Source organism: Singulisphaera sp. GP187 (assembly GCF_900129635.1).
Classification (GTDB): Bacteria; Planctomycetota; Planctomycetia; order Isosphaerales; family Isosphaeraceae; genus Singulisphaera.
In genome coordinates, this window is record NZ_FSRB01000002.1 from 564101 (window position 1) to 584220 (window position 20120).

19 protein-coding genes and 1 pseudogene are annotated in these 20120 nt (G+C 64.4%); 14 read left to right on the forward strand and 6 right to left on the reverse strand.

The features are described 5' to 3' along the window. Positions 1-125: 125 nt before the first annotated feature. Complete coding sequence (locus tag BUS42_RS26660) at positions 126-2222, reverse strand: two-component system sensor histidine kinase NtrB (protein ID WP_074312097.1); 2097 nt, start codon at positions 2220-2222, stop codon at positions 126-128. A gap of 528 nt (positions 2223-2750) precedes the next feature. Then, positions 2751-2921: a hypothetical protein gene (locus BUS42_RS43850; protein WP_159452300.1), complete on the reverse strand. Its 171-nt coding sequence runs from the start codon at positions 2919-2921 to the stop codon at positions 2751-2753. A 593-nt stretch (positions 2922-3514) separates the two neighbouring features. On the opposite strand from BUS42_RS43850, the gene BUS42_RS43855 reads away from it, so the two are divergent. From BUS42_RS43855 to BUS42_RS26710, 11 genes and pseudogenes are all read left to right on the forward strand, one after another. Further along, positions 3515-3655 (forward strand): hypothetical protein, encoded by a 141-nt coding sequence (locus BUS42_RS43855; protein ID WP_159452301.1) that lies wholly within the window; start codon positions 3515-3517, stop codon positions 3653-3655. A 273-nt stretch (positions 3656-3928) separates the two neighbouring features. Further along, a complete protein-coding gene (locus BUS42_RS26665) occupies positions 3929-4354 on the forward strand; it encodes a lipocalin-like domain-containing protein (RefSeq protein ID WP_074312099.1) in 426 nt (141 codons plus the stop codon). An 81-nt stretch (positions 4355-4435) separates the two neighbouring features. Further along, positions 4436-5830 carry a glycoside hydrolase family 15 protein gene (locus BUS42_RS26670; RefSeq protein WP_143206519.1) on the forward strand — a complete coding sequence of 465 codons (1395 nt, stop codon included), beginning with the start codon at positions 4436-4438 and terminating at the stop codon, positions 5828-5830. A gap of 12 nt (positions 5831-5842) precedes the next feature. Further along, positions 5843-6298, forward strand: coding sequence for a hypothetical protein (locus BUS42_RS26675; RefSeq protein ID WP_074312101.1), 456 nt, complete (start codon positions 5843-5845; stop codon positions 6296-6298). Next, on the forward strand, positions 6295-8079 hold the full coding sequence (locus BUS42_RS26680; RefSeq protein ID WP_074312103.1) for a GMC family oxidoreductase: 1785 nt from the start codon (positions 6295-6297) through the stop codon (positions 8077-8079). The genes BUS42_RS26675 and BUS42_RS26680 overlap by 4 nt, the downstream gene beginning before the upstream one ends. A gap of 59 nt (positions 8080-8138) precedes the next feature. Further along, positions 8139-9986, forward strand: coding sequence for a GMC family oxidoreductase (locus BUS42_RS26685; protein ID WP_074312105.1), 1848 nt, complete (start codon positions 8139-8141; stop codon positions 9984-9986). A 34-nt stretch (positions 9987-10020) separates the two neighbouring features. Then, positions 10021-11067: pseudogene (locus tag BUS42_RS46700) on the forward strand (ferritin-like domain-containing protein); the annotation flags it as partial. Between the two features lie 19 nt (positions 11068-11086). After that, the gene (locus BUS42_RS45400) at positions 11087-11539 is read left to right on the forward strand and encodes a hypothetical protein (RefSeq protein WP_074312107.1); all 453 of its coding nucleotides are present in this window, start codon (positions 11087-11089) and stop codon (positions 11537-11539) included. A 57-nt stretch (positions 11540-11596) separates the two neighbouring features. Further along, positions 11597-12514 carry a myo-inosose-2 dehydratase gene (iolE, locus tag BUS42_RS26700; protein WP_074312109.1) on the forward strand — a complete coding sequence of 306 codons (918 nt, stop codon included), beginning with the start codon at positions 11597-11599 and terminating at the stop codon, positions 12512-12514. Positions 12515-12516: 2 nt separating this feature from the next. Then, positions 12517-13548 carry a sugar phosphate isomerase/epimerase family protein gene (locus BUS42_RS26705; RefSeq protein ID WP_143206520.1) on the forward strand — a complete coding sequence of 344 codons (1032 nt, stop codon included), beginning with the start codon at positions 12517-12519 and terminating at the stop codon, positions 13546-13548. 36 nt (positions 13549-13584) lie between these two features. Further along, positions 13585-14544 carry a heme-binding protein gene (locus tag BUS42_RS26710; RefSeq protein WP_143206521.1) on the forward strand — a complete coding sequence of 320 codons (960 nt, stop codon included), beginning with the start codon at positions 13585-13587 and terminating at the stop codon, positions 14542-14544. A gap of 225 nt (positions 14545-14769) precedes the next feature. On the opposite strand, the gene BUS42_RS26715 is transcribed toward BUS42_RS26710, so the two are convergent. Further along, positions 14770-15951: an ISAzo13 family transposase gene (locus BUS42_RS26715; protein WP_216821090.1), complete on the reverse strand. Its 1182-nt coding sequence runs from the start codon at positions 15949-15951 to the stop codon at positions 14770-14772. A gap of 619 nt (positions 15952-16570) precedes the next feature. On the opposite strand from BUS42_RS26715, the gene BUS42_RS26720 reads away from it, so the two are divergent. The 3 genes from BUS42_RS26720 to BUS42_RS42135 all read left to right on the forward strand — a co-directional run bounded on the left by BUS42_RS26720 (position 16571) and on the right by BUS42_RS42135 (position 17511). After that, positions 16571-16858: a COG3415 family protein gene (locus tag BUS42_RS26720; protein WP_074312115.1), complete on the forward strand. Its 288-nt coding sequence runs from the start codon at positions 16571-16573 to the stop codon at positions 16856-16858. 149 nt (positions 16859-17007) lie between these two features. Further along, on the forward strand, positions 17008-17190 hold the full coding sequence (locus tag BUS42_RS42130; RefSeq protein WP_143206522.1) for a hypothetical protein: 183 nt from the start codon (positions 17008-17010) through the stop codon (positions 17188-17190). Between the two features lie 6 nt (positions 17191-17196). Beyond that, on the forward strand, positions 17197-17511 hold the full coding sequence (locus tag BUS42_RS42135; RefSeq protein ID WP_083670668.1) for a transposase: 315 nt from the start codon (positions 17197-17199) through the stop codon (positions 17509-17511). A gap of 255 nt (positions 17512-17766) precedes the next feature. Here the strand turns inward: BUS42_RS42135 and BUS42_RS26730 are convergent, their stop codons facing one another. The 3 genes from BUS42_RS26730 to BUS42_RS26740 are packed head-to-tail and all read right to left on the reverse strand — an operon-like array spanning position 17767 to position 20024. Continuing rightward, positions 17767-18150 carry a DUF5615 family PIN-like protein gene (locus BUS42_RS26730; protein ID WP_074312117.1) on the reverse strand — a complete coding sequence of 128 codons (384 nt, stop codon included), beginning with the start codon at positions 18148-18150 and terminating at the stop codon, positions 17767-17769. Positions 18151-18153: 3 nt separating this feature from the next. Further along, entirely contained in the window at positions 18154-18390 is a 237-nt protein-coding gene (locus BUS42_RS26735) for a DUF433 domain-containing protein (RefSeq protein WP_074312119.1), read from the reverse strand. Between the two features lie 32 nt (positions 18391-18422). After that, complete coding sequence (locus BUS42_RS26740; RefSeq protein WP_074312121.1) at positions 18423-20024, reverse strand: NAD(P)/FAD-dependent oxidoreductase; 1602 nt, start codon at positions 20022-20024, stop codon at positions 18423-18425. Positions 20025-20120 lie beyond the last annotated feature (96 nt).

A 20120-nucleotide genomic window follows, 5' to 3' on the forward strand; every position in this document is an offset into this window, starting at 1 on the left:
TCAGCGGCGAGTCTCGAGGAGCGATTCGCCGGTTTCGAGAAGACTTTTGAGGCCTGGATCAACGGCCATCCGCCCGGCGTGGCTTCGGTGAGCTTCGAGCCGGGCTCTCCCATTTGTCGACCGGTTTACTGAGCTCCGGCTCGCCGTCCACCGCCGCTGGGCTTTTGGCCTTGTCTCTGTCCCCCGACCGGCAGGATCACGCGGAAGCGGCTCCCCCGACCGGGAGTGCTCTCGACCTCGATGCGCCCGGCGTGGTCGGCGACGATGCTGTGGCTGATCGCGAGCCCCAACCCTGTCCCCTGGCCCATCGGCTTGGTCGTGAAGAACGGGTCGAAGATCCGCGGCAGGTCCTCGGCCGGCATGCCGCAGCCGTCGTCCGCGACCTCGAGGATCACCTGGTCGCCCTGCGCCCGGATGCCGATCTCGATCCGCCCGCCGTTCCGGCCCGTCGCCTCGATCGCTTGCATGGCATTGATCAGCAGATTTAGGACCACCTGGTTGATCTGGGCCGGGGCGCAGACGACCTGCTGTAACCCGCCATCGTGCTGCTCCACCACAATGTGGCGTTGCTCCAACTGGCCCCAGATCAGTTCCAGGCTGCCGGCGATCGCCTGATGCAGGTCCACCTGATCGACGGCGGCCTGGTCGAGCCGGGCAAACAGACGCAGGTTCTGGACGATGTCCGAGATGCGTTTGACCCCCTGCCGCGTGCGGCTCACCATTCGCCCGAGGTTGGCTCGGATGTAGGGCAGGTCGATGGCCTCGGCGATCCGGTCGATCCGCTCGGCCAGCTCGGGGTTGGTCGCCGCCAGGGCTGGCCGGGCCTCATCGTGGGCGGCCAGCACTTCGGAGAGGTAGCGGGCGTCGCGCTCGAGTACGGCCAGGTTGTTGGCCACATAGGCCAACGGGTTATTGATCTCGTGGGCCACCCCGGCGCTGAGGAGGCCCAGCGAGGCCAGCTTCTCCGCCTGGATGAGCATGGCCTGCATCCGTCGACGTTCGGTGAGGTCGTGGATGATGCCGATGACCAGCCCGTCGTCGGCCGCCTCCAGCGGGCTGAGGGTGAGGTCGATGGGGAATCGACCCCCATCCTTGCGCCGGCCGTACAGGTCCCGCTCCGGGCCCTCGAGCCGCGGGCTGGGCTCGTCGACCGTGGGGGTCGCCCCATCGCCGGGCCGGAAGCCATCGGGGACCAACAGCTCGGCGGGCCGACCGAGCAATTCCTCCCTGGTGTAGCCGAACGCCCCCTCGGTCCGCCGATTGAGGCGGACAATTCGGCCTCGGCCGTCGGTGATGACGATCGCATCCGGGGCCGATTCCAGCAGTTGCCGGGATTCGGCCAGGGCTTGCTCCAGCGTGCCGGCCTGTTCCAGCACGCTCCGCTCGTGCACCTCGAGCAACTGCTCCAGGGCCGCGGCCCGGGAGCGCACCCGCGAGGCGCTCTCGCTCGGGTGGTCCCCGCCGGCGTTGTCGCCCTCGCCAATGGCCTGGCCGGCGGCAGCGAAGACCGGCCCGCCGGCGAAGGGCAGGACGGCAAGCTTGACGCTCAGCGCCAGGGGCTTGAAGAGATCGGCCGTCGCCCTCGGGATGGGGACCCGGCTGAACAGGATCACCGCGAAGAGGTCTCCGCCGGGCAGCACGCCGCCGAAGCCCAGGACCGACTCGATCCCGTGCGGGGCCACGAACTCCTCCTGGGCGGGGACGAACGGGCTGCCGCGCGCCCGGGGGACATGGAAGACGTTGAAGGACCGCTGCTCCAGGTCGAGCAAGACGGCCGGATCGGGCTGCAGGACCGTGCCGACCTCGAGCCCGAGCTGCTCGATGAGCTGGCTGATCATGGGGGCCCGAAGGATCGTCTCCTCGCTGGGCAGTGGGATCGCCCGGTGCCCGCGCGACCGCTCCCGATCACTCCACTCCGGGCGGTCGCCGACGGTCGCCAGCAGGGTCAGGCACTTCAGGGCCGGCGCATCGGGCGGCCGGCCCAGCATCTCGAGGGCGATGCCCTGGAGGCCCGCGTCGAGTTCGCTGTAGGGATGGGTCTTGAAGAATCGAACCAGGGCACAGGCCCGCGCGCCGGTCCGGCCGTCCACGAGTTGGTCGTAGAGGTGGCGCACGATGCGCTCGGCCGCCCCCTCCATGCTCCGCTCGTTCCGTCCGAGTCGGCGGAGGCCGGCCCCGCACTCGATCATATTGCTCAGGGAGAACCGCGCCAGGTCGAACATGGCCGTCGCCCCACGCCCGGACGCCGCCCCAGCCGAGAAGAGGGGTCTCCCTCTATTACAAACCGTCGAGGGGGGGGCGGTAAAGAGCCTCTCCACCAGTTCATGCGGTGCGGACGCCGTCGACGGCGGCGAAAAAGTACGCGTTCACGGTCCGAGGGCGACTGCAATTCAGAAGTGAACAAGCGGTTGAGCATGAAGGCTGACCTAGCCACGACAGGACCCGAGACAACCCTGAAGGTGCGTCGGTGTGTCGGACGCATGGGTGCGCCGTGGCAAAGGTTTGTCTGGTCTTGTCGGGAGTGCCCCGACCCCGCTGGAAGAAGGCGGGTAAAACGATCCGCTTACCTTCGACCGAAAGGATCGAGGGGACAACAGCATGCGGAAGAAGCGACGTGAGACCCAGCGTCAAGGGCCAAGAGTCGTTCGCGAGTTAGGCCACGCATGGGTAAGGCTGGATTGCTTGAATTCCAGTCCCAGTGGGTGTGTTCGGTCATCGCCGGGAATGACGCTGAAACCCAGATTCCTGTCTCACAGGGGTAGGCCGTTCACCTCCCCGTCCCACCTCCGCTCGTACAGGTCGCCGAACTGCCCGCCATCGATCGACGCGTCGAGGATCGTGCTGATGACCTTGAACTGCTCGGCGCGGTTGTTCCTGTCGCGGGCATCCACGCGAGCAAAGCGGGCGCGTACCTGATCCAAGCTCGTCAGGAAATCGGCTTCGGCGTCTCGAGTCGGAATGAATGATAAAGAAGCGCCGCTGGGGTAGGTTTGGTGAGCGAATATGACGGATTATATATATGTCAATGAGCAAAAGTAAACATAATATTCAAAAAAATGTGCATGCGAGCGAATGAGCGATTGTTTATGGTAGGCAAATGGTGACGCCGGCAAGACCAACACGCTAACAGGCGAATCGTCAAAGTTTGCATCGAGTGACGACGGACTCGGCCGAGAGTGCGCGGATGCGACACCCGTGGTCCCCTCATGAGCCGAAAGGCTTATGCTAGTGCCATGCGTCGATCAGGCCGATGCGCAAGCGGAAGGAGAGTCGAGTCGCTGGGCCACACAACTCCTGGGTAAGCCGTCCGCGTGTGCCGGTCCAAACGCAGTGCGCACAGAGGTTCGCCGAGGCGATTTGTTGGATGCCACGATCGAGCTGCTGAAGTGCTGTAGTAGGCCGATCTTGAGCGAAAATCACTGGCAGGCTTCTCCGCCGCCTTGGCCGGCATGCACGACCCCGCAATCCTGCCCCTCGAACTGATCCTCCCCTGCGGTCGCCCGAGCGCGTCGAGATGACTGCCGCCGAGTTGGCCACACTCCTGGCTGGTATCGACGTCGACTCGGGCCGCCGCCGGCCCCGCTATGCCCGGCCCATCGCGCCAGCACGGGATTTCGAGAAGATCGGGACAACACACGAGTATGCGAAGTCGTAGTCGAGGGTATGGCGTTCCTCCCCGAGCAGCTACCCGACGACCTTGACGCCGCCCACCGGCTCATCCGCGAGGTGTTGGCCACGCTGCGCCATCTTATCGCCAAGCTCGAGCAACTCCGAGGTCCGCCTAACTTTACCTCGAGGGTCTGCGCCATAGTCGGGATAATCGCCTTAGAAAAAAGTTAGGGATTTAATTTGACAAGATATGGCGTCCAGCGATAATGACCATGGTCATTGAAATCATAGATGCCATAAATAGTCGGGATATCTCTCAATGATTATTGTGGGGTCCTGGAGGCTCAGGGCTTGGCGCAGGCTCGTGGAGGGTGGTGAGGCGACTTATCCTCTGGGCGAGAATGCGACTGGTGTGCTGATCTACGCCGAGGACGGCACGATGGCGGTGCAAATGGTGGCCGCGGATCGCCCGTCGATCGCCATGGACGATGCCCTCGGAGGCGACCCGTGCCAACGAGCGGCCGCGTACTCAACCTGTCTCGCGTACTTCGGAACCTACGAGGTGCAGGGCGACAGCGTGATCCATCGGATCCAGGGGAGCTTGTTCCCGAACTGGTCCGGCACCGTGCAGACCCGGCCCCTCGCCTTCGACGGGAACGTGCTCGTCCTGCGGACACCGCCGACGACGGGCGCGGACGGGACCGTCGTGAACGAGATCGCCTGGGTTCGCGTGGACCAGGGATGACACCGATAAGCGTCGACTGTGTCCGGCATCGCCGGCATTATTTCCACCACCACGGCCCGCAAGACCAAGGAGCAAATCGCCATGGCGACAGACGTCCAAGTCGAGGTCCACGCCCGCGCCAAGACCACGGCCGAGGTCGCCGGCCGTCCCAGGTTCTCGCCCCATGTCGCGTTCGAGCCGACCGAGTTAACGACTATTGCCTATCCAATGTTCATGTTGATGATGAGGAACGTCGCGACCGACACCTTTGTGTTTATTGATCCCAACGATTCCACGATCGTCTCGCAGCCGGGGTGCATTCTCGCCGCCCCGTCGTACCCCGCGTTCCTCTCGGGCGTCGACCAGGACTACGTCTACAACTGGACTCGCGACGGCGCGATCGCCGCGATGGAGATCGCCGCCGCCAGGATCCCGCCGCTCGGAGCCCCTGGCGTCCAGCCCCTGATCGATTACGTCAGGTTCGCGCAGACCTGTCAGAACAATGCGGCCGCGGCCGGGATCTTCGCGCGGGCCTCCTTCACGATCAACGGCCAGCCGCGTCAGGATTGGACCGATCAGAACGACGGGGCGGCGCTCCAGACGCTGGCGGTCCTGAAGGCGTACGACCAGCTCGACGCGCCGACCCAGGCCATCGCGAAGCAGGTCATCAACAAGAACCTCAATTTTCTCCTGCAGGTGTACAAGGACGAGACGTTCAACCTGTGGGAGGAACACTTCGCCTTCTCGTTCTTCGCGCGGTCGGCCCAGTTGAAGTGCTTCCAGGCGATCCAGTCCAACACGATTGGCATCGCCGTGCCGTCGGGCACGGGCGACGCGATCACCTTCCTGAAGTCGGCGCTGGCCAGCCACTGGGACGGCCAATACTATCTGTCGCTCCTGGACACGTCGGGCCAGCCCCCGGTCTCCTTCTACGACCCTAACATCGACATCGTCTCGGCGTGCCTCTACGGGGCTATCCCCTGCACCGACACGAAGCTTCTGGCAACCGCGGCGTTGCTCCGCTCCCAGTGGGCGGACGACAGCTCGGCTGAGCAGTATCCGATCAATCACGCCGACGCGGCCCTGGGCCTCGGGCCGTTGCTGGGCCGCTATCCCGGCGACCTGTACGACGGCGACTCGCACGATAATTTGCTCGGGCGGCATCCCTGGGCACTCTGCACCTGCAACCTCGCCGAGCTGTACTACACCCTCGCGAACGAGATCACCAGGAGCAACTCGGTCCCGCTCGACTCGATCTCCGCGCCGTTCTTCCAGCACTTCAATGTGACGTTTACCACGCCGATCGCGACGGTGGTCGCCGCCTTGCAGGACGCCGCAGACGCGATGCTCCGCGCGGTCGTCTACCATAGCGATCACCTCGAGCTCAGCGAGCAGTACGACGGCGTCTCCGGGTTCGAGAAGAGCGTCAAGAACCTGACGTGGAGCTACGCGGCGTTCCTGTCGGCCGTCCGCGCCAAGACCGGCAAGAATTTATGAGGGTGAGTTCTCATGCAGGGGCGTACCGATCGGTTCTTATCGTTGTCGGCGGTCCTGACCGGGTTCACTCGCGCGGAACTGCTCTGCGCGGGCGTGGTCGACGAGTACCTCCGGACGCTGGACGCGATCCTGCCCGCGGGCCTGGTCGATGAGCTCCTGGCCGCGTGCGAGCAATTACCCCAGGGGGTCGATCTCGAATCGGCCTTCACTGCGCAGATCCTCGACGACCCCAGGATGGGGCCGGTCGCGCGGAACCTGGTCCTCCTCTGGTACTGCGGGACCTGGACGGCCCTCCCCGACGCCTGGCGCGCCGCCTACGGGGCATCGCCCCTGGACACGAATCACGTGGTGTCGGCGGTGGCGTATCAGGCGGGATTGCAGTGGGTGGCCGCCGGTGCGCATCCGGCGGGGGCGCAGCAGCAAGGCTTCGGAGCGTGGGCCATGGCGCCGGAGAGGAGCGACCCTTGAGCGACGTCGCGGAATATGACCTGATCGTCGTGGGCGCCGGGGTCGCTGGCTCGCTGACGGCCAAGCATCTCACCCGCGCCGGGTTCCGGGTGCTCGTGCTCGAGGCGGGACCGGCGACGGCCAAGAGCCTGGACGGTTACCTGGAGCATCTCGACACCTTCTACACGGCGACGGGCAAGGGCCCCGAGTCGGCCTGGCCGCCCGCCCCCAACGCGCCCCAGCCGGATACGTCGAACTTGCGCGAGAACAACGGCTACTTCGTGCAACAGGGTCCGAACCTGTACGGGAGCACGTACACACGGTCGCAGGGCGGTTCGACCCTGCACTGGCTCGGTGTGTCGTTGCGCATGCTCCCGGAGGACTTCGATCTGCGCACGCGCCACGGCGTCGGGCGCGACTGGCCGCTCTCCTACGAGGACCTCGAGCCCTACTATCGGAAGGCGGAGCGCGAGCTCGGCGTCGCCGCCGACGTCGACGAGCAGCGCTATCACGGGCTGACCTTCCCCGCGGGCTACGACTATCCGATGCGCCGCCTGCCGCCGAGCTACTCGGACCAGAAGCTCGCCGCGGCGATCGACGGGATGGACGTCTCGCTCGGCGACTCCACTCATTCGCTCAAGGTCCGCATCTACCCCGCGGCGCGCAACTCGATCCCGCGCGGCGAATACGTGCCCGTCGGCACCGTCGACGAGCGTGACGACGGCCAGCTCGTCGAGCAGTACCTAGGACAGCGCTGCGCCGGCAACACGTCCTGCACGCCGATCTGCCCGATCCAGGCGAAGTACAACGCGGGCAAGACGCTGGCGCAGGCCGATCGGAACAACCTCCAGGTCCTGTCGCGGGCGGTCGCCTCGCGGATCGACATCGACACGACAACCGGGGAGGTCCAGGGCATCACCTACCAGCGCTACGACGACTCCGGCCACGTGGTCGAGCACGCGAAGGCCCGCCTCTATGTCCTCGCGGCGCACGCGGTGGAGAACGCCAAGCTCATGCTCGCGTCCGGGCTGAGCGGCGAGAGTGGCCTGGTCGGCAAGACCCTGATGGATCACCCGGCCCTGTACGCGTGGGGCCTCGCCCCGGAGCCGATCGGCGCCTATCGGGGGCCGCTCTCGACGGCGGGCATCGAGGACCTGCGAGCCGGGCCGTTCCGTGCCAAACACGCGGCCTTCCGCTTCGACATCGGCAACGACGGCTGGAAGGCGACGACCGGGGCGCCCGACACCGCGGTGGCGAACGCGGTCGCGAAGGACAAGCTGTTCGGGCGGAAGCTCCGCGACCGGCTCACCTCCACGCTCCCCCGCCACGTGCGCGTCTCGCTCGCCATCGAGCAGCTCCCGGACCCCGCGAACTGCGTGACCATCGACCGTCGCTACCTCGATCCGCTGGGCAATCCGAGGCCCGTGATCCGCTACCGGATCGACGACTACACGCTCGCCGCCATGGCCGCCGCCACCGGGGTCTATCAGCAGGTGTTCCGCAAAGCCGGGATCACCGACTGTACGAACCCGGACGAGAGCGCCTGGTTCCCCTCGGTGCAGTACGGCGACACGACGTTCCACTACCACGGCATGGGCCACTTCTCCGGCACCCACGCGATGGGGAGTGATCGGGACGGCTCCGTCGTCGACTCCTACCAGCGCTCGTGGGAGCACCGCAACCTCTACCTGGTCGGCTCCGGCAGCTTCCCGACGATGGGCACGTCCAACCCCACGTTGACCCTGGCGGCCTTGGCGATCCGTACCGCGGAGCACCTGATCGCCGAGCTGAAGCGACCGTGAACCGCGGCACGACGCTTGAAATCGCTATATCTAAGTTTGTTTACTTTCGAGGGCCTGACATGATCTTCCCGCCTGGTGCGATGCATCGGATGACTGTCGAGGCTGTGAGTGAGAAAACCTACGACGCGGTCATCGTCGGCTCGGGGATCTCGGGCTCGATCATCGCGAAGGAGCTCGCCGCCGCCGGCAAGCACGTCCTGATCCTCGAGGCCGGTCCCGGCGGCGATCGCACGCTGAGCGGCTACGAGGACTACCTCAACCGGTACTACGCCACTGCCGCGAAGGACAACCAATCGCCGTATCCGCTCAACGCGAACGCGTCGATGCCGCGGAGCACCGACGCCCGCAAGATCACGCCGGGCCAGCCGAACACGTCGGCCTACCTGGTCCAGAACGGCCCCCTCTCGACCGACACGACCTACACCAGGGTCCTCGGCGGCACCACGATGCACTGGGAGGCCAAGATCCTGCGCATGCTGCCCGAAGACTTCGAGATGCGCACCCGGTTCGGTCACGGCGAGGACTGGCCGCTCGGCTACCAGGACCTCGAAAAGTACTACGAGATGGCCGAGCGCGAGATGGGCGTCTCGGGCGACGCCGTCGACCAGCCCAAGCTGGGGGTGAAGTTCAATGGCTACGTCTTCCCGATGCAGGGTCTCCCGCTTTCCTACCTCGACCGGATGGTCGCCAACGGGATCGACGGCACCAAGGTCAAGGTGGACGGCGAGGTCGTCGAACTGAAGGTGCGGGCCTTCCCGCAGGGCCGGAACGGCATACCGAACGCGGCTTACGACGGCGGCAAGGGCTACGTCCCGATCGGGGCCGTGAGCACCAGCCAAGTCGAGGTGGGAGGCCGCTGTCAGGGCAACAATAATTGCGTGCCGATCTGTCCCATCCAGGCCAAGTACCACGCGGGCAAGACCCTGGCCAAGGCCCTCCAGACCGGGCGGGTCGACATCCTTGCCCAGTCGGTCGCCTCGAAGGTCTGCTACGATCGCGACAACGGGCGCATTACCCACATCGAGTTCAAGACCTATCATGACCCGTCGTCGCCCCAACACGTCAAGGGGACGGCACGGGGGCACATCTTCGTGCTGGGCGCCAACGCGATCGAGAACCCCCGGCTGTTGCTGGCGTCCGCGGTCCCGAACACGAGCGGCCTCATTGGCCGCAACCTGATGGACCACGCCTACCTGCTGAGCTGGGCCCTGATGCCCGTGGTCTGCGGCACGATGCGGGGGACGAACTGCACCGGCGGGATCACGGACCTCCGCGGCGGGTCGTTCCGCAACAAGCAGGCCGCCTTCAGCGTCGACATCCACAACGACGGCTGGGGCTGGGCGGCGGGCTCGCCCGCCTCCGACCTCCTCGAGATGGTCGACTCACGGTACAAGTTCGGCGCGGAACTCCGGCACGACCTGGCCGACCGGATCACGCGCCAGCTGCAGTTCGCATTCATGGTCGAGGTCCTGCCGAACCCGAGCAATCGGGTCGGCGTCGACCCGGCGTACACGGACCAGCTCGGCAACATGCGCCCGGTGATCTCCTTCTCCGTCCCCGACTACACCATGCGGGGGGTGGCGTACGCCCGCCAGTTCGCACGGCTGATGTTCCAGCGGCTCGGGGCCGCCGACCACACCGCGTACGACCCATCGGACTACGGCTACCAGACCTACGAGGGGGAAGGATACGCCATCCGGGGGGGGAACCACCTGGGGGGGACGCACGTGATGGGCACGAACAAGAGCAACTCGGTGGTCAATCCCGATTTGCGCTCGTGGGACCACGAGAACCTCTTCCTGGTCGGCGGCGGGAGCATGCCCACGATCGGCACGGCCAACGTGACCAACACCCTCGCCGCGCTCTGCTTCAAGAGCGTCAAGGCGATGCTCAAGCAGCTCTCCTAGGACACCGGGACAAGTCCACGAACCGGAGCACTCCATGCCGACAAAGATTCAGACAATCGACGACCTTAAGAAATACTTGCACATCGCGATGCAGATCGAGCACGCGACGATCCCGCCCTACCTGACCGCGCTCTATTCAATCCATCCCCAGACTAACTCGGACGCGACCCACGTCCTCCGCGTGATCGCCGTCGAGGAGATGCTCCACCTGACGCTCGCCGCCAACATCCTCAATGCGATCGGCGGCAAGCCGGACCTCACAGCCCAGGGATTCGTCCCGCAGTACCCCGCCTACCTCCCCGACGGGGAGAACGACTTCAAGGTCGACCTCCAGGCGTTCTCGAAGGACGCGATCGAGACCTTCCTGAAGATCGAACGACCAGGCAAGGCGCCCGACGAGGCCTCCCGGGTGGTCGCCCGGAAACGGGCCCACCCCGGGACCCTCTGCGACGTCCCGGGCGAGCCCGGCATGCACTTCTACAGCATCGGCGAGTTCTACGAGGAGATCATCCGCGGCATTCATCACCTCCACAAGAAGCTGGGCGATCAGATGTTCTCCGGCGATCCCTCCAGGCAGGTCGGTCCCGAGTATTACTACTCCGGCGGGGGGGAGCTGTTCAAGGTGACAGCCATGAAGTCGGCCGTGGCGGCCGCGAGGCTGATCATGGAGCAGGGCGAGGGGTTCGGCGGAGAAATTTACACGCATGAGCATGAATTGGCACATAATTACCGCTTCGAGCAACTGTGCTTCGGGAAGTACTACCAGGCCGGCGACACACCGGGGCATCCGTCGGGCCCGGAGGTCAAGGTCGACTGGGACGCGGTATACCCCATCAAGAAGAACGCCCGGATCAGCGACTACCCGGACCCCTCCGGGCTCCGGACCGCGGCGGTCGCGTTCAACAAGCAGTACTCGGGGTTCCTCGGCCTGCTCACCCGGGCGTTCGACGGCGAGCCCCAGCTCCTGATGGAAGCTGTGCCGCTGATGTTCAATATCCGCAACAAAATCACGCAACTGATGCACAACCCGATCCCGGGGATGGACGGCTTGAACGCCGCGCCCACCTTCGAGGTTCCGGGTGTTTCCGCGGGGGGGCACCATGATCGAGAGGTTTCTCGCGTTCTCCGCCGAGGTCACGGCGTTCACGGAGTTCGAGCTCCGGGGGACAGGGCAGGCGGAGGCGTACCTCACGGCGGTCGAGGGCGTCATCGGCGGGGTTCTACTGGGCGAACTGCTCGACGCCTACGAGCGCGTCCCGCGCGGGTCGAAGGACAAGCGAGTCTCCGGCCTGCGCCGGGAGATCTTCGGCGACGAGAAGCTCGGCCCGATCGCCCGGAACATCATCAAGCTCTGGTACATCGGCATCTGGTACGAGCTTCCCCACGCGTGGACCGAGGCGTTCGGCGCGATCGAGAAGAACGTCCTCTTCATGGTGTCGGCGTCCGCCTACACCGAGGGACTGCTCTGGGTCGCGATCGGTGCCAACCCGCCGGGCGCCAAGGGGCCCGGCTATGGCTCCTGGGTCGGCCCCCCGCAAATCGAAAAGGCATGAGGCAACCTCCGAGACCTCGATCGCCCCGACTTACATCTAACCGAGGAGCGCTGGGCCATGAACACCGGTTCCAAGACACTCGACCCGAAGAAGGTCCCGTTCGGCATCACGCCGACGCTCTGGTGGAACGACGACTTCCCTTCCATCGACATCGGCGTCACGTTCGGTGAGTGCGTCAGCGAGATGGCGCTGGCGGGCTTCGTGGGCTGCAGCGTCGGGCACAAGTACCCGACCGACCCGAAAGTCCTGAAGCCCGCGCTCGAACTGCGCGGCCTTCGCGTCTCCGAGCCCTGGGTCAGCACGTACTTCACGATCAAGGAGATGAAACAGAGGACGCTGCACACCTTCCATCAGCAGATGAAATTCCTCAAGGAGATGGGCGCGACGGACATGGTCGTGGCCGAGTTCGGCCAGGCGGTCAACCCGCTGCCGGCGGTCTCGATCTTCGCGAACCGCCCGATCTTCACCGACCACCAGTGGAGTGAGCTTCTCAACGGCCTCGAGGAACTGGGCAGGCTCTCGAATGACAACGGCCTGCGCCTCTGCTACCACCCCCACATGGGGACGGGGGTGATGATCGAGGAAGACGTCGATCGCCTCATGGAGAACACGAACCCCGACCTGGTCCATCTCCTGCTGGATACCGGGCACCTCGCCTTCGCCGGCGCCGATCCGCTCCGGGTGACGAGGAAGTACGGCCGGCGGATCAAGCACATCCATCTCAAGGACGTCCGCGCGGACGTCGTCACCCGTGTCCATAAGGAGCACCTCTCGTTCTACGACGCGATCGAGGCGGGCGTGTTCACCGTGCCTGGCGATGGTGCCATCGACTTCGTGCCCATCTTCGCCGCCTTGGCCGAGGCCGACTTCGAGGGCTGGCTGGTGATCGAGGCCGAGCAGGACCCCGCGAAGGCCAACCCCCTGAAGTACGCGAAGATGGCGCGTTCGTATCTCCACGAAACACTGGGATGGTGACCATGGCAATCGCTCGCGACAGGAACATCTATTTCAGCTTCTTCATGTTCACCGCCGATCTACGGCCGGATGATCGCGTTTACACGCAGGAGATCGTCCGCCACATCCGGAAGCTCCGGGAGATGGGATACGACGGCTTCGACCTCCCCATCGCCCCCGGTAATACCACGGATCACCAGGGCGAGGTCGAGAGCTATTCCCGATTCCGGGAGGAGCTCGATAAGGCCGGCCTGGGCGACGTGAAGTTCACAACGAACGTGGCCGCGACGCGGACCTTCGACCCGTCGTCGTCGTACGCCGAGCAACGCGAGGTCGCGTTCGCCTACCTGAAGTCGCGGGTGGATATCACGAAGGCCCTGCGCGCGGACATCATGGCCGGCCCGATCGTCTTTCCCTACAGCGTCTTTCCCACGACCGACGCCAATCAGCCGATCTGGAGTAACGCGTTGCAGGACTGGGCCGAGCCGCGCTATCGGAACGCGCAGCCCCTCATCGAAAGGCTGGGCGAGCACGCGGACGGCCAAAGCGTTAAGGTGGCGATCGAGCCGGTCGACCACTGGGAGACGCCGTCACCCAACATGGTGCGGGAGGTGATGAACTTTCTCCGCCATGTCCGGAGCCCACAGGTCGGGGTGTGCATCGACAGCGCCCACGTGGTGCTGGGCAGCGACGGCCCGGAGGTGGTCACGGGCGAGGTGCGTAAAGTCTCGAAGTCGCGGCGGCTGCATTATGTGCACATCTCCGCCCCTGACCGAGGGGCGGTGCACGACAGCTGGATCCCCTGGAAGCCCTTCCTCGGGCCGATCCTCGAAGGCTACGACGGGCCGTTCCTGGTCGAGGTCTTCAACGCGATCCCCGTCTTCTTGAACGGCCTGCGCCTGACCAGGCGGAAGTTCTCGATCCCCGGTGAGGACGCCTCGATCCCCGGCTGCCCGGATGCCTACGAGATCGCACGGCTGGCGATATTGGAGGTCCGCCGGCAGATCGCCGAAGTCGCCGGGCCGGAACCCTCGAGCTCGAAGAAAGTCGGCTGATCCTGATTGCTCGAGATCGACGTGAAAGGACATGCGATGAGCGACTCAAACTCAATCCGAGCCGGTGCGCCGGGCGCGGTGACCATCTCCGGCGGCGATCAGGGCTCGAGCGCCAACAACTCCGGCCTGTTCCGTGCGGCGTCAGCGCACCAGGAGACGGCGGAGCGCTTGGGACCCCTCCAGGACCTCCCAGGCTTCTGGGAGGGTATCGGCTTCGGCCTGATCGCCCGTCCGAACTTCTCGGGTGGCAACGAGAACGGGATATTCCTTCAGTTGAACATCTTACGCGAGACGATCGAATTTACTCCCATAGGCTCTCCGGTTTTCAACCGTGGCAGCCTCCAGGGCGACATCGCCCTCTATGGCTTGACCTATCTCCACCGGGTTACCGACGCGGCGACGGGAGCGGCCCTTCACATCGAGCCGGGCCTGTGGCTGAACATCCCGCCGACAACGGAGCCCGCATCAGACCGGACTATCGCCCGGCTAGCCACCATCCCTCACGGGAATTCGATCTGCACCGTCGGACACCCGGAAGACGTCGTCTTTCAAGGGCTTCCCGAGATCCCACCGGCGAACACCGTACCGTTCGCAATCGGGGGGGATGCCCCGCCGCCGGGTACGAAGAATCCCTTTCCGGAGTATGATCTTAGCGTTGTCAGTAATTTCCGCACCGACCCACTGCCCGCGGAGATCACCCAGGCGCTTGTCGACGACCCCAACGTCCTGCTAAGGAATGCTCTGCAGGGTCAGACCCTGACCAAAATCATCCGCCTCATCACGTCGACGACTCCTGCGGGAGGCATCGAGAACATCCCATTCATTGTCGAGAATGTTAACGCCCCGAGCCTGGAGTCCGTCTTCGCGATCGAGACCGTGGAAAGCTCGCAGGGCAACACGTTCTTGCAGCTCCAGTACTCGCAGACCGCGTTACTGAATTTTCGCGGAAAAAGCTACCCGCATGTCACCGTTGGGACCTTGATCAAGGCATTCTGAGCTTACCGTACGCCAATCCAGGGCGATCCTCGTCTCTCCGTGCCCCGAAGGCCACTCCCGCGCGGTGGCCGATAATGTTGTCGCAATGCCACCCGAGGGGGTCGCATTGCGCGCGTCGTAGAGCGGTTAACCGACGAGTTGCGTACGCTCCCGCCGGTTTCAGCCCCAACGGGGCGGCCCAAGAGAGCCCGGGGCAAGGAACGCTGACGAAACAACTTCCCGATATTACAAATTGGGTAAGATGCGGTAGTTCCATCGAGGTAGGATTGAATCTCGGACCAAGTTCACTGCGTCCTTGGTGGCTTGGCTCACTTTTCTGCCGGTTTCGTAAACCTTGTCGAGGATATCCACCACCACCGAGAGTCCCGTCCTTGTCTTGGCCTTTCTCATCAGTTCGGCCACCAGGCCGACGTTGTGGAAGATCACGCCCCGACAGACGCGAGTCAGGTGCGGGAACAGCCGATGTTCGATCGGGTTGTACTCCATCCCCAGATCGTTGACCAGGCGTTCAACGTCGGTTCGGAACAGGTGGGCTTGGCTACGGTCGGTATCGGCGCGGTTACTGCCGCCACCGTCGCAGAGCAGCATCAGCGACTTGGCTTCAGGGTAGGCCACGCGACCAAATCGCTCCCACCAATCCTTCAGACAGTGGCAGGCGAATTCGCTGGTGTCGTGACTGGTTCCGAGGTGGATGTACCCGCGATTCTGCTTCAGGTCGTAGATCCCATGGGGCAGCACTACCCCTTGGGCGAACTCGGCGTAGTCGTGGTCGAAGACCCGGATCGTCTCACGTGTGAAGAGCTTGCCACCGCGGAAGAAATTGCCGAGCAGTTCCCGAGATTTCAGATCCATACTGAGGATCGGGTCGGCGGAATTGAGGTACTCATGCTTGAGCCGGCTGATCGTCTCGAACTGGCTGTTGCGATCGGGATGGTTGCTCAGATGCTCCATCCTCAGGGCCTTCCGCTCGTGATAGCCATGCCGGTCAAGAAGCTGTTCTACAATATGCACACTAACTGAATCTCTATATTTTTTCATAAATTCGACGATCTCGGTCCTGGTCAGATTGGTCCAGATCAGCGACTCTTGAGTGGGACTGCCGGCGGTCTGATTCACCAGGACCTTCTGGAAGTCTTCGTCGAGCTTGGGCTCTTGCTCGATCCGTCGCTTTCGACCCTCACCGGTCTTGCGGACCCGCGGCGTGGGTCGGTCAGGAAGTTCTTCGAGGTCACGCTGCCCCTGGCGGATGGTCTTGGGATCGATGTTCAAGACCGAGGAGATATACTCGATCCCACCGTGGCCGAGTTTGGCCGATTCAATGGCGGCGTAACGTCGCCGATCGTTCTCGCGCAAGGATTGGCAGAAGGATCGCATCGTTTGCTCGAGGCTGTGAGGATAAGGTGACATGAAATCCCTCGCGAGTGGAGACCAGGTGCGGAACCATGGCCCCGCTATAGCACCTCCTACTTGAGCCGGCAAGGATGCGAGGTAGGGGTGAGGGATTTCGTTGAGTTTTTCAACTGAGCGGGTGGCGTCTGATCCGGAAACATATCCATCTTCACTATTTTCTCCAGAATCTCATGGCGAACGGAGGTCTGATGCCCTGAGATCGGGAGGTTGTTTCGTCAGCGTTCCACGCCCCGGAAAATCCACATGTCCATATTCCATAGCCCTGTAAGGGCGTCCTAATCCGGGCGATCCGCCTGCGATGAGCGACCCCATTGGCGTGACCCGTTAGGCCGCCCTTTCAGGGCTCCCGATCCTCGTGACCGGGTCCCCGGGGCGTTGCCCCGGGCTCCCTTGGGCCGCCCCGTTGGGGCTGAAAACAAGAGGCTCGCGTGTTGCACCCAGGCTGGCTGGGAACGCCAAGTCGGGACGGAACCATAACCGACTTCCTCGCTGACTCCGCTTGTGGGCAATGCAGGTGAAATTCGCTCTACAGCGGTTTACCATCTGACTGAACGCGTGAATAATTCCATAAAGATGGATATGTAAGAGTGGGAAGCATAGAAAGGAACTCACTGCCATGCGTCCCTATTCCTTGGATCTTCGTGAACGTGTCGCGGCGGCCGTCGATCATAACGAGGGCTCGATCCGCTGGATCGCTCGAGTCTTCAGGGTGAGTACTTCGTTCATCGTTCGCCTGCTCCAGCGTCGCCGCGCCACCGGGATGCTCGATCCCGAACCGCACCGGGGCGGCCCACCTCCGGCCCTCGGGCCGGACGACCTGAAACGTCTCGCCGGGCTGGTCCAAGAGCAGCCCGATGCCACGCTGGAGCAACTCCGGCAGGAGGCGGCTTCACGTGCAGTTTAAAAACCCTGTGGTATGCCCTGGACCGTCTGAATCTGACCTTCAAGAAGAAGAGCCTGCACGCCAGCCAGCGTGACCAGCCCCCTGTGCAAAAGAAACGACGTTCGTTCCGGCGGAAGGTGCGCAAAATCGAGGCAATGAGGCTGATTTTCGTGGACGAGACAGGGATCACCACGGCGATGACTCCGACCCACGCCCGAGCCCCGCGGGGTGAGCGGGCGGTCGGCTCGGCACCCGCCTCCTGGGCGACGATCACCTTAATCGCGGGCTTGGGGCTGGACGGGGTGCGCGCCCCACTGGCCTTCCCAGGGGCGACCGACACGGCGGTGTTTTAGAAATATGTGGAACAATCACTGGTGCCGGAACTGCACAAGGGAGATGTGGTCATTTTCGACAACCTCAAGCCCCACCTGAGCGCAGTGGTCGTGAACTCGATCGAGAAGGCGGGGGCGCAGGTGCTGCCACTCCCACCGTACAGTCCAGACTACACCCCGATCGAGGAGATGTTCTCGAAGGTCAAGCAGGGACTTCGTCGAGCCGGGGCGAGAACGAAAACCGAACTCTACGATGCCTTGGGGGAGGTCCTCCGGTGGGTCACGCCTCAGGATATCCTCGGCTGGTTCCAACATGCCGGGTTGTGTGCAACGCCAAGGTAAACCGCTGTAGGAAATCGCCGGCGATTGCGGCTTCTTACCGAATCGCTGCGCCATCTGACGCCGGGTGGTTTGGCTTCGCCGGCGCGCCATTCCACAGCGGATGGCAGGCGACGCCAGAGCTTCGATTCCGCTATGCTTTTGTCACCCTCGGCCCGTGAACGGTTTCGCGAAAAAAAAAGAGCAGCAACAGCTTCTGGTTGTGAGCAAAAGTCGATATAAACGTCAACGACTTGATGCCACGGTTTTCAGGCTGTCTTACTCATCCTCATCGGGAGATTCTTCCTCGGGAAGGTGGACCCGGATGCGGTTTCGCTCGACAGTCCAGAGCTTTCCCTCAATTGGGCTTCGGGCGAGCGCGGCAATCAGCGTATTCACCGTGGCATAGAGTTCGACAGGAATCAGGCGGCGCGGGCGCAAAACGGCGATCCCGGCGTAGTGCTTGGGAGGGAAGAGGAACGGGTTGGAGAAGTCCAGGTCGAGCGTCACCAGACAGCGGCGTTCGGCACCACAGACCTCAATCAACCGGTGATCATCCGCGCCGGATAGTCCCTGTTCCGCCACCGTGGCGACATCGTGACCGGCGTTGGTGAACAGTTGCCTGCCCCGTTCGCCCAGGTTTTCGTCGAGCTTGAGAAGCACCGGTCATCCCCCGATTTCGACGTAGTGCTCGCGCGACATCTCCGCACCGTAGGCGATACATGCCAGGATGTCGGCCACTTCGAGACCTGGGTAATTATTGAGGATTTCAGGAATCGACTCGCCGCTCGCCAGGAAGTCGAGGATCAGGGAGACCCAGACGCGGTGCCCTCGGATGCACGGCTTTCCGAAGCAGATGTTCGGGTCGATGCTGATCCGAGCTAAAATCTCGTTGCGATTCATGACGCACCTTTTCCCTTCGAGATGGAGGTTGCTTATCCCCCCGGGCGAGCGTAGGAAGTCACCAGGGCCCGGGCGGTGCGGACGCCGTCGACGGCGGCGCTGATGATGCCGCCGGCGTAGCCGGCGCCTTCGCCGCAGGGGTAGAGGCCGGCCACGGTCGGGCATTGCCGCGTGTTCGGGTCGCGGGGGAGGCGGACCGGTGAGCTGCCGCGCGATTCCGGGCCGGTGAGGGTGGCGTCCTTGAGGAAGAGGCCGAAGAACCGGCGGTCCATGATCGGCAGGCCCCGTTCCAGGACTTGGAGCACGATCGGCGGGAGGATCAGGCCGAGGTCCATCGGCACGGTGCCTCGGGGGTAGCTGCTCGGGACTTGGCCCTGGCTCGGGCGATCGGCCAGGAAGTCGCGGGCCCGCTGGATCGGCGCGGCGTAGGTCCGCCGGCCGGCCAGGTAGGCCAGGCGCTCGAACCGCTGCTGGAAGTGGACCCCCGCCAGCGGGTGCCGGCTCCCCGTGTCCTCGGGGGTGATCGTCACGACCAGGCCGCTGTTGGCGAACGGCGAGTCGTGCCGGCTCTCGCTCATGCCGTTGGTGCAGAAGTAGCCGGGCTCGCTCACGCTCGGCATGACGTAGCCGCCGGCGCACATGCAGAAGGTAAACAGGTCGCGGCCCCCGGCGCGGGCCACCAGGTTGTAGTCAGCCGCGCCCAGGGCCGGGTGGTCGGCCTTCGCGCCGTACCGGGCGACGTTCACCTGCCCCTGCGGCTGTTCGATCCGGACGCCGAGCTGGAACGGCTTCGCTTCCAGCGGAACGCCGCGGCGGAGCAGCATCGAGTACGTGTCGCGTGCGCTATGGCCGACGGCCAGGATCGCGGCGTCGGCCGGAAGATAGCCCGAGCTGGTCCCGAGCCCGCGGAGCCGGCCGTCGGCAATGTCGAGGTCTTCGACCCGGCATGAGAACCGGACTTCGCCCCCCAGCTCCTCGAACTTGCGCCTCAGGGTGCGGACGATGAGCGGGAGCCGGTTCGAGCCGAGGTGGGGGCGGTGCTCGTAGAGGATCGAGGGCTTGCCGTGGCAGTCGGCGAGGATTTCAAGCACCCGGCGAACGTCAGGACCGGTGCTTCGGCTGGTGAGCTTGCCGTCGCTGAACGTCCCGGCCCCCCCTTCCCCGAACAGGTAGTTGCTCTCCGGGTCGACCGGTCCGCCGGCGTCGAACTTGCGGACGTCGGCGACCCGATCCTTGACCTCGCGCCCGCGCTCGAGAATCAGCGGCCGATAGCCGTCCAGGGCGAGCAGGTAACCTGCGAACAGCCCGGCGGGGCCCGCTCCGATAATCACGGGGCGATGGGAGAGCGGACCCGCTCCCGGCGCTGGCCAGTCGAACTGCTCGGGCGTGAACCGTTCGAGGTCGGCCGCGCGGCCGCGACTGACGACGAGCTCCGCCTCCCGGTCGGGGACCTCGACCTCGGCCGAGTAGACGAAGTGCAGGTCGTCGTGCCGCCGCGCGTCGAGGCTCTTGCGGAGGATCCGCCAGTGGGTGATCGAGTCCTGACCGAGGCCGAGCCGCTCCGAAATCTTTCCGGGCAGCGCGGCCTCGGGATCATCCAGTTCCAGGCGAACGTTAGCGATTTTTAGCGACATGATTCTTTCATCTCTGTACTCGCCCGTAAAGGCGAGCGGGGAGCTGATCACTCCCTGATTTCGCAGCCCCGAAGGGGCGACCGTCAATCGCCAGGG

Excerpts from the sequence above, each read along its gene's own strand:
- BUS42_RS26720 (WP_074312115.1), top strand. The coding sequence starts at position 16,571 with ATGCGTCCCTATTCCTTGGATCTTCGTGAACGTGTCGCGGCGGCCGTC.
- BUS42_RS26665 (WP_074312099.1), top strand. The coding sequence starts at position 3,929 with ATGATTATTGTGGGGTCCTGGAGGCTCAGGGCTTGGCGCAGGCTCGTG.
- BUS42_RS26715 (WP_216821090.1), bottom strand. The coding sequence starts at position 15,951 with ATGTCACCTTATCCTCACAGCCTCGAGCAAACGATGCGATCCTTCTGC.
- BUS42_RS26705 (WP_143206520.1), top strand. The coding sequence starts at position 12,517 with ATGGCAATCGCTCGCGACAGGAACATCTATTTCAGCTTCTTCATGTTC.
- BUS42_RS26675 (WP_074312101.1), top strand. The coding sequence starts at position 5,843 with ATGCAGGGGCGTACCGATCGGTTCTTATCGTTGTCGGCGGTCCTGACC.
- BUS42_RS43855 (WP_159452301.1), top strand. The coding sequence starts at position 3,515 with ATGACTGCCGCCGAGTTGGCCACACTCCTGGCTGGTATCGACGTCGAC.
- BUS42_RS26670 (WP_143206519.1), top strand. The coding sequence starts at position 4,436 with ATGGCGACAGACGTCCAAGTCGAGGTCCACGCCCGCGCCAAGACCACG.
- BUS42_RS26710 (WP_143206521.1), top strand. The coding sequence starts at position 13,585 with ATGAGCGACTCAAACTCAATCCGAGCCGGTGCGCCGGGCGCGGTGACC.
- iolE (WP_074312109.1), top strand. The coding sequence starts at position 11,597 with ATGAACACCGGTTCCAAGACACTCGACCCGAAGAAGGTCCCGTTCGGC.
- BUS42_RS45400 (WP_074312107.1), top strand. The coding sequence starts at position 11,087 with ATGATCGAGAGGTTTCTCGCGTTCTCCGCCGAGGTCACGGCGTTCACG.
- BUS42_RS26685 (WP_074312105.1), top strand. The coding sequence starts at position 8,139 with ATGATCTTCCCGCCTGGTGCGATGCATCGGATGACTGTCGAGGCTGTG.
- BUS42_RS26660 (WP_074312097.1), bottom strand. The coding sequence starts at position 2,222 with ATGTTCGACCTGGCGCGGTTCTCCCTGAGCAATATGATCGAGTGCGGG.
- BUS42_RS26735 (WP_074312119.1), bottom strand. The coding sequence starts at position 18,390 with ATGAATCGCAACGAGATTTTAGCTCGGATCAGCATCGACCCGAACATC.
- BUS42_RS26740 (WP_074312121.1), bottom strand. The coding sequence starts at position 20,024 with ATGTCGCTAAAAATCGCTAACGTTCGCCTGGAACTGGATGATCCCGAG.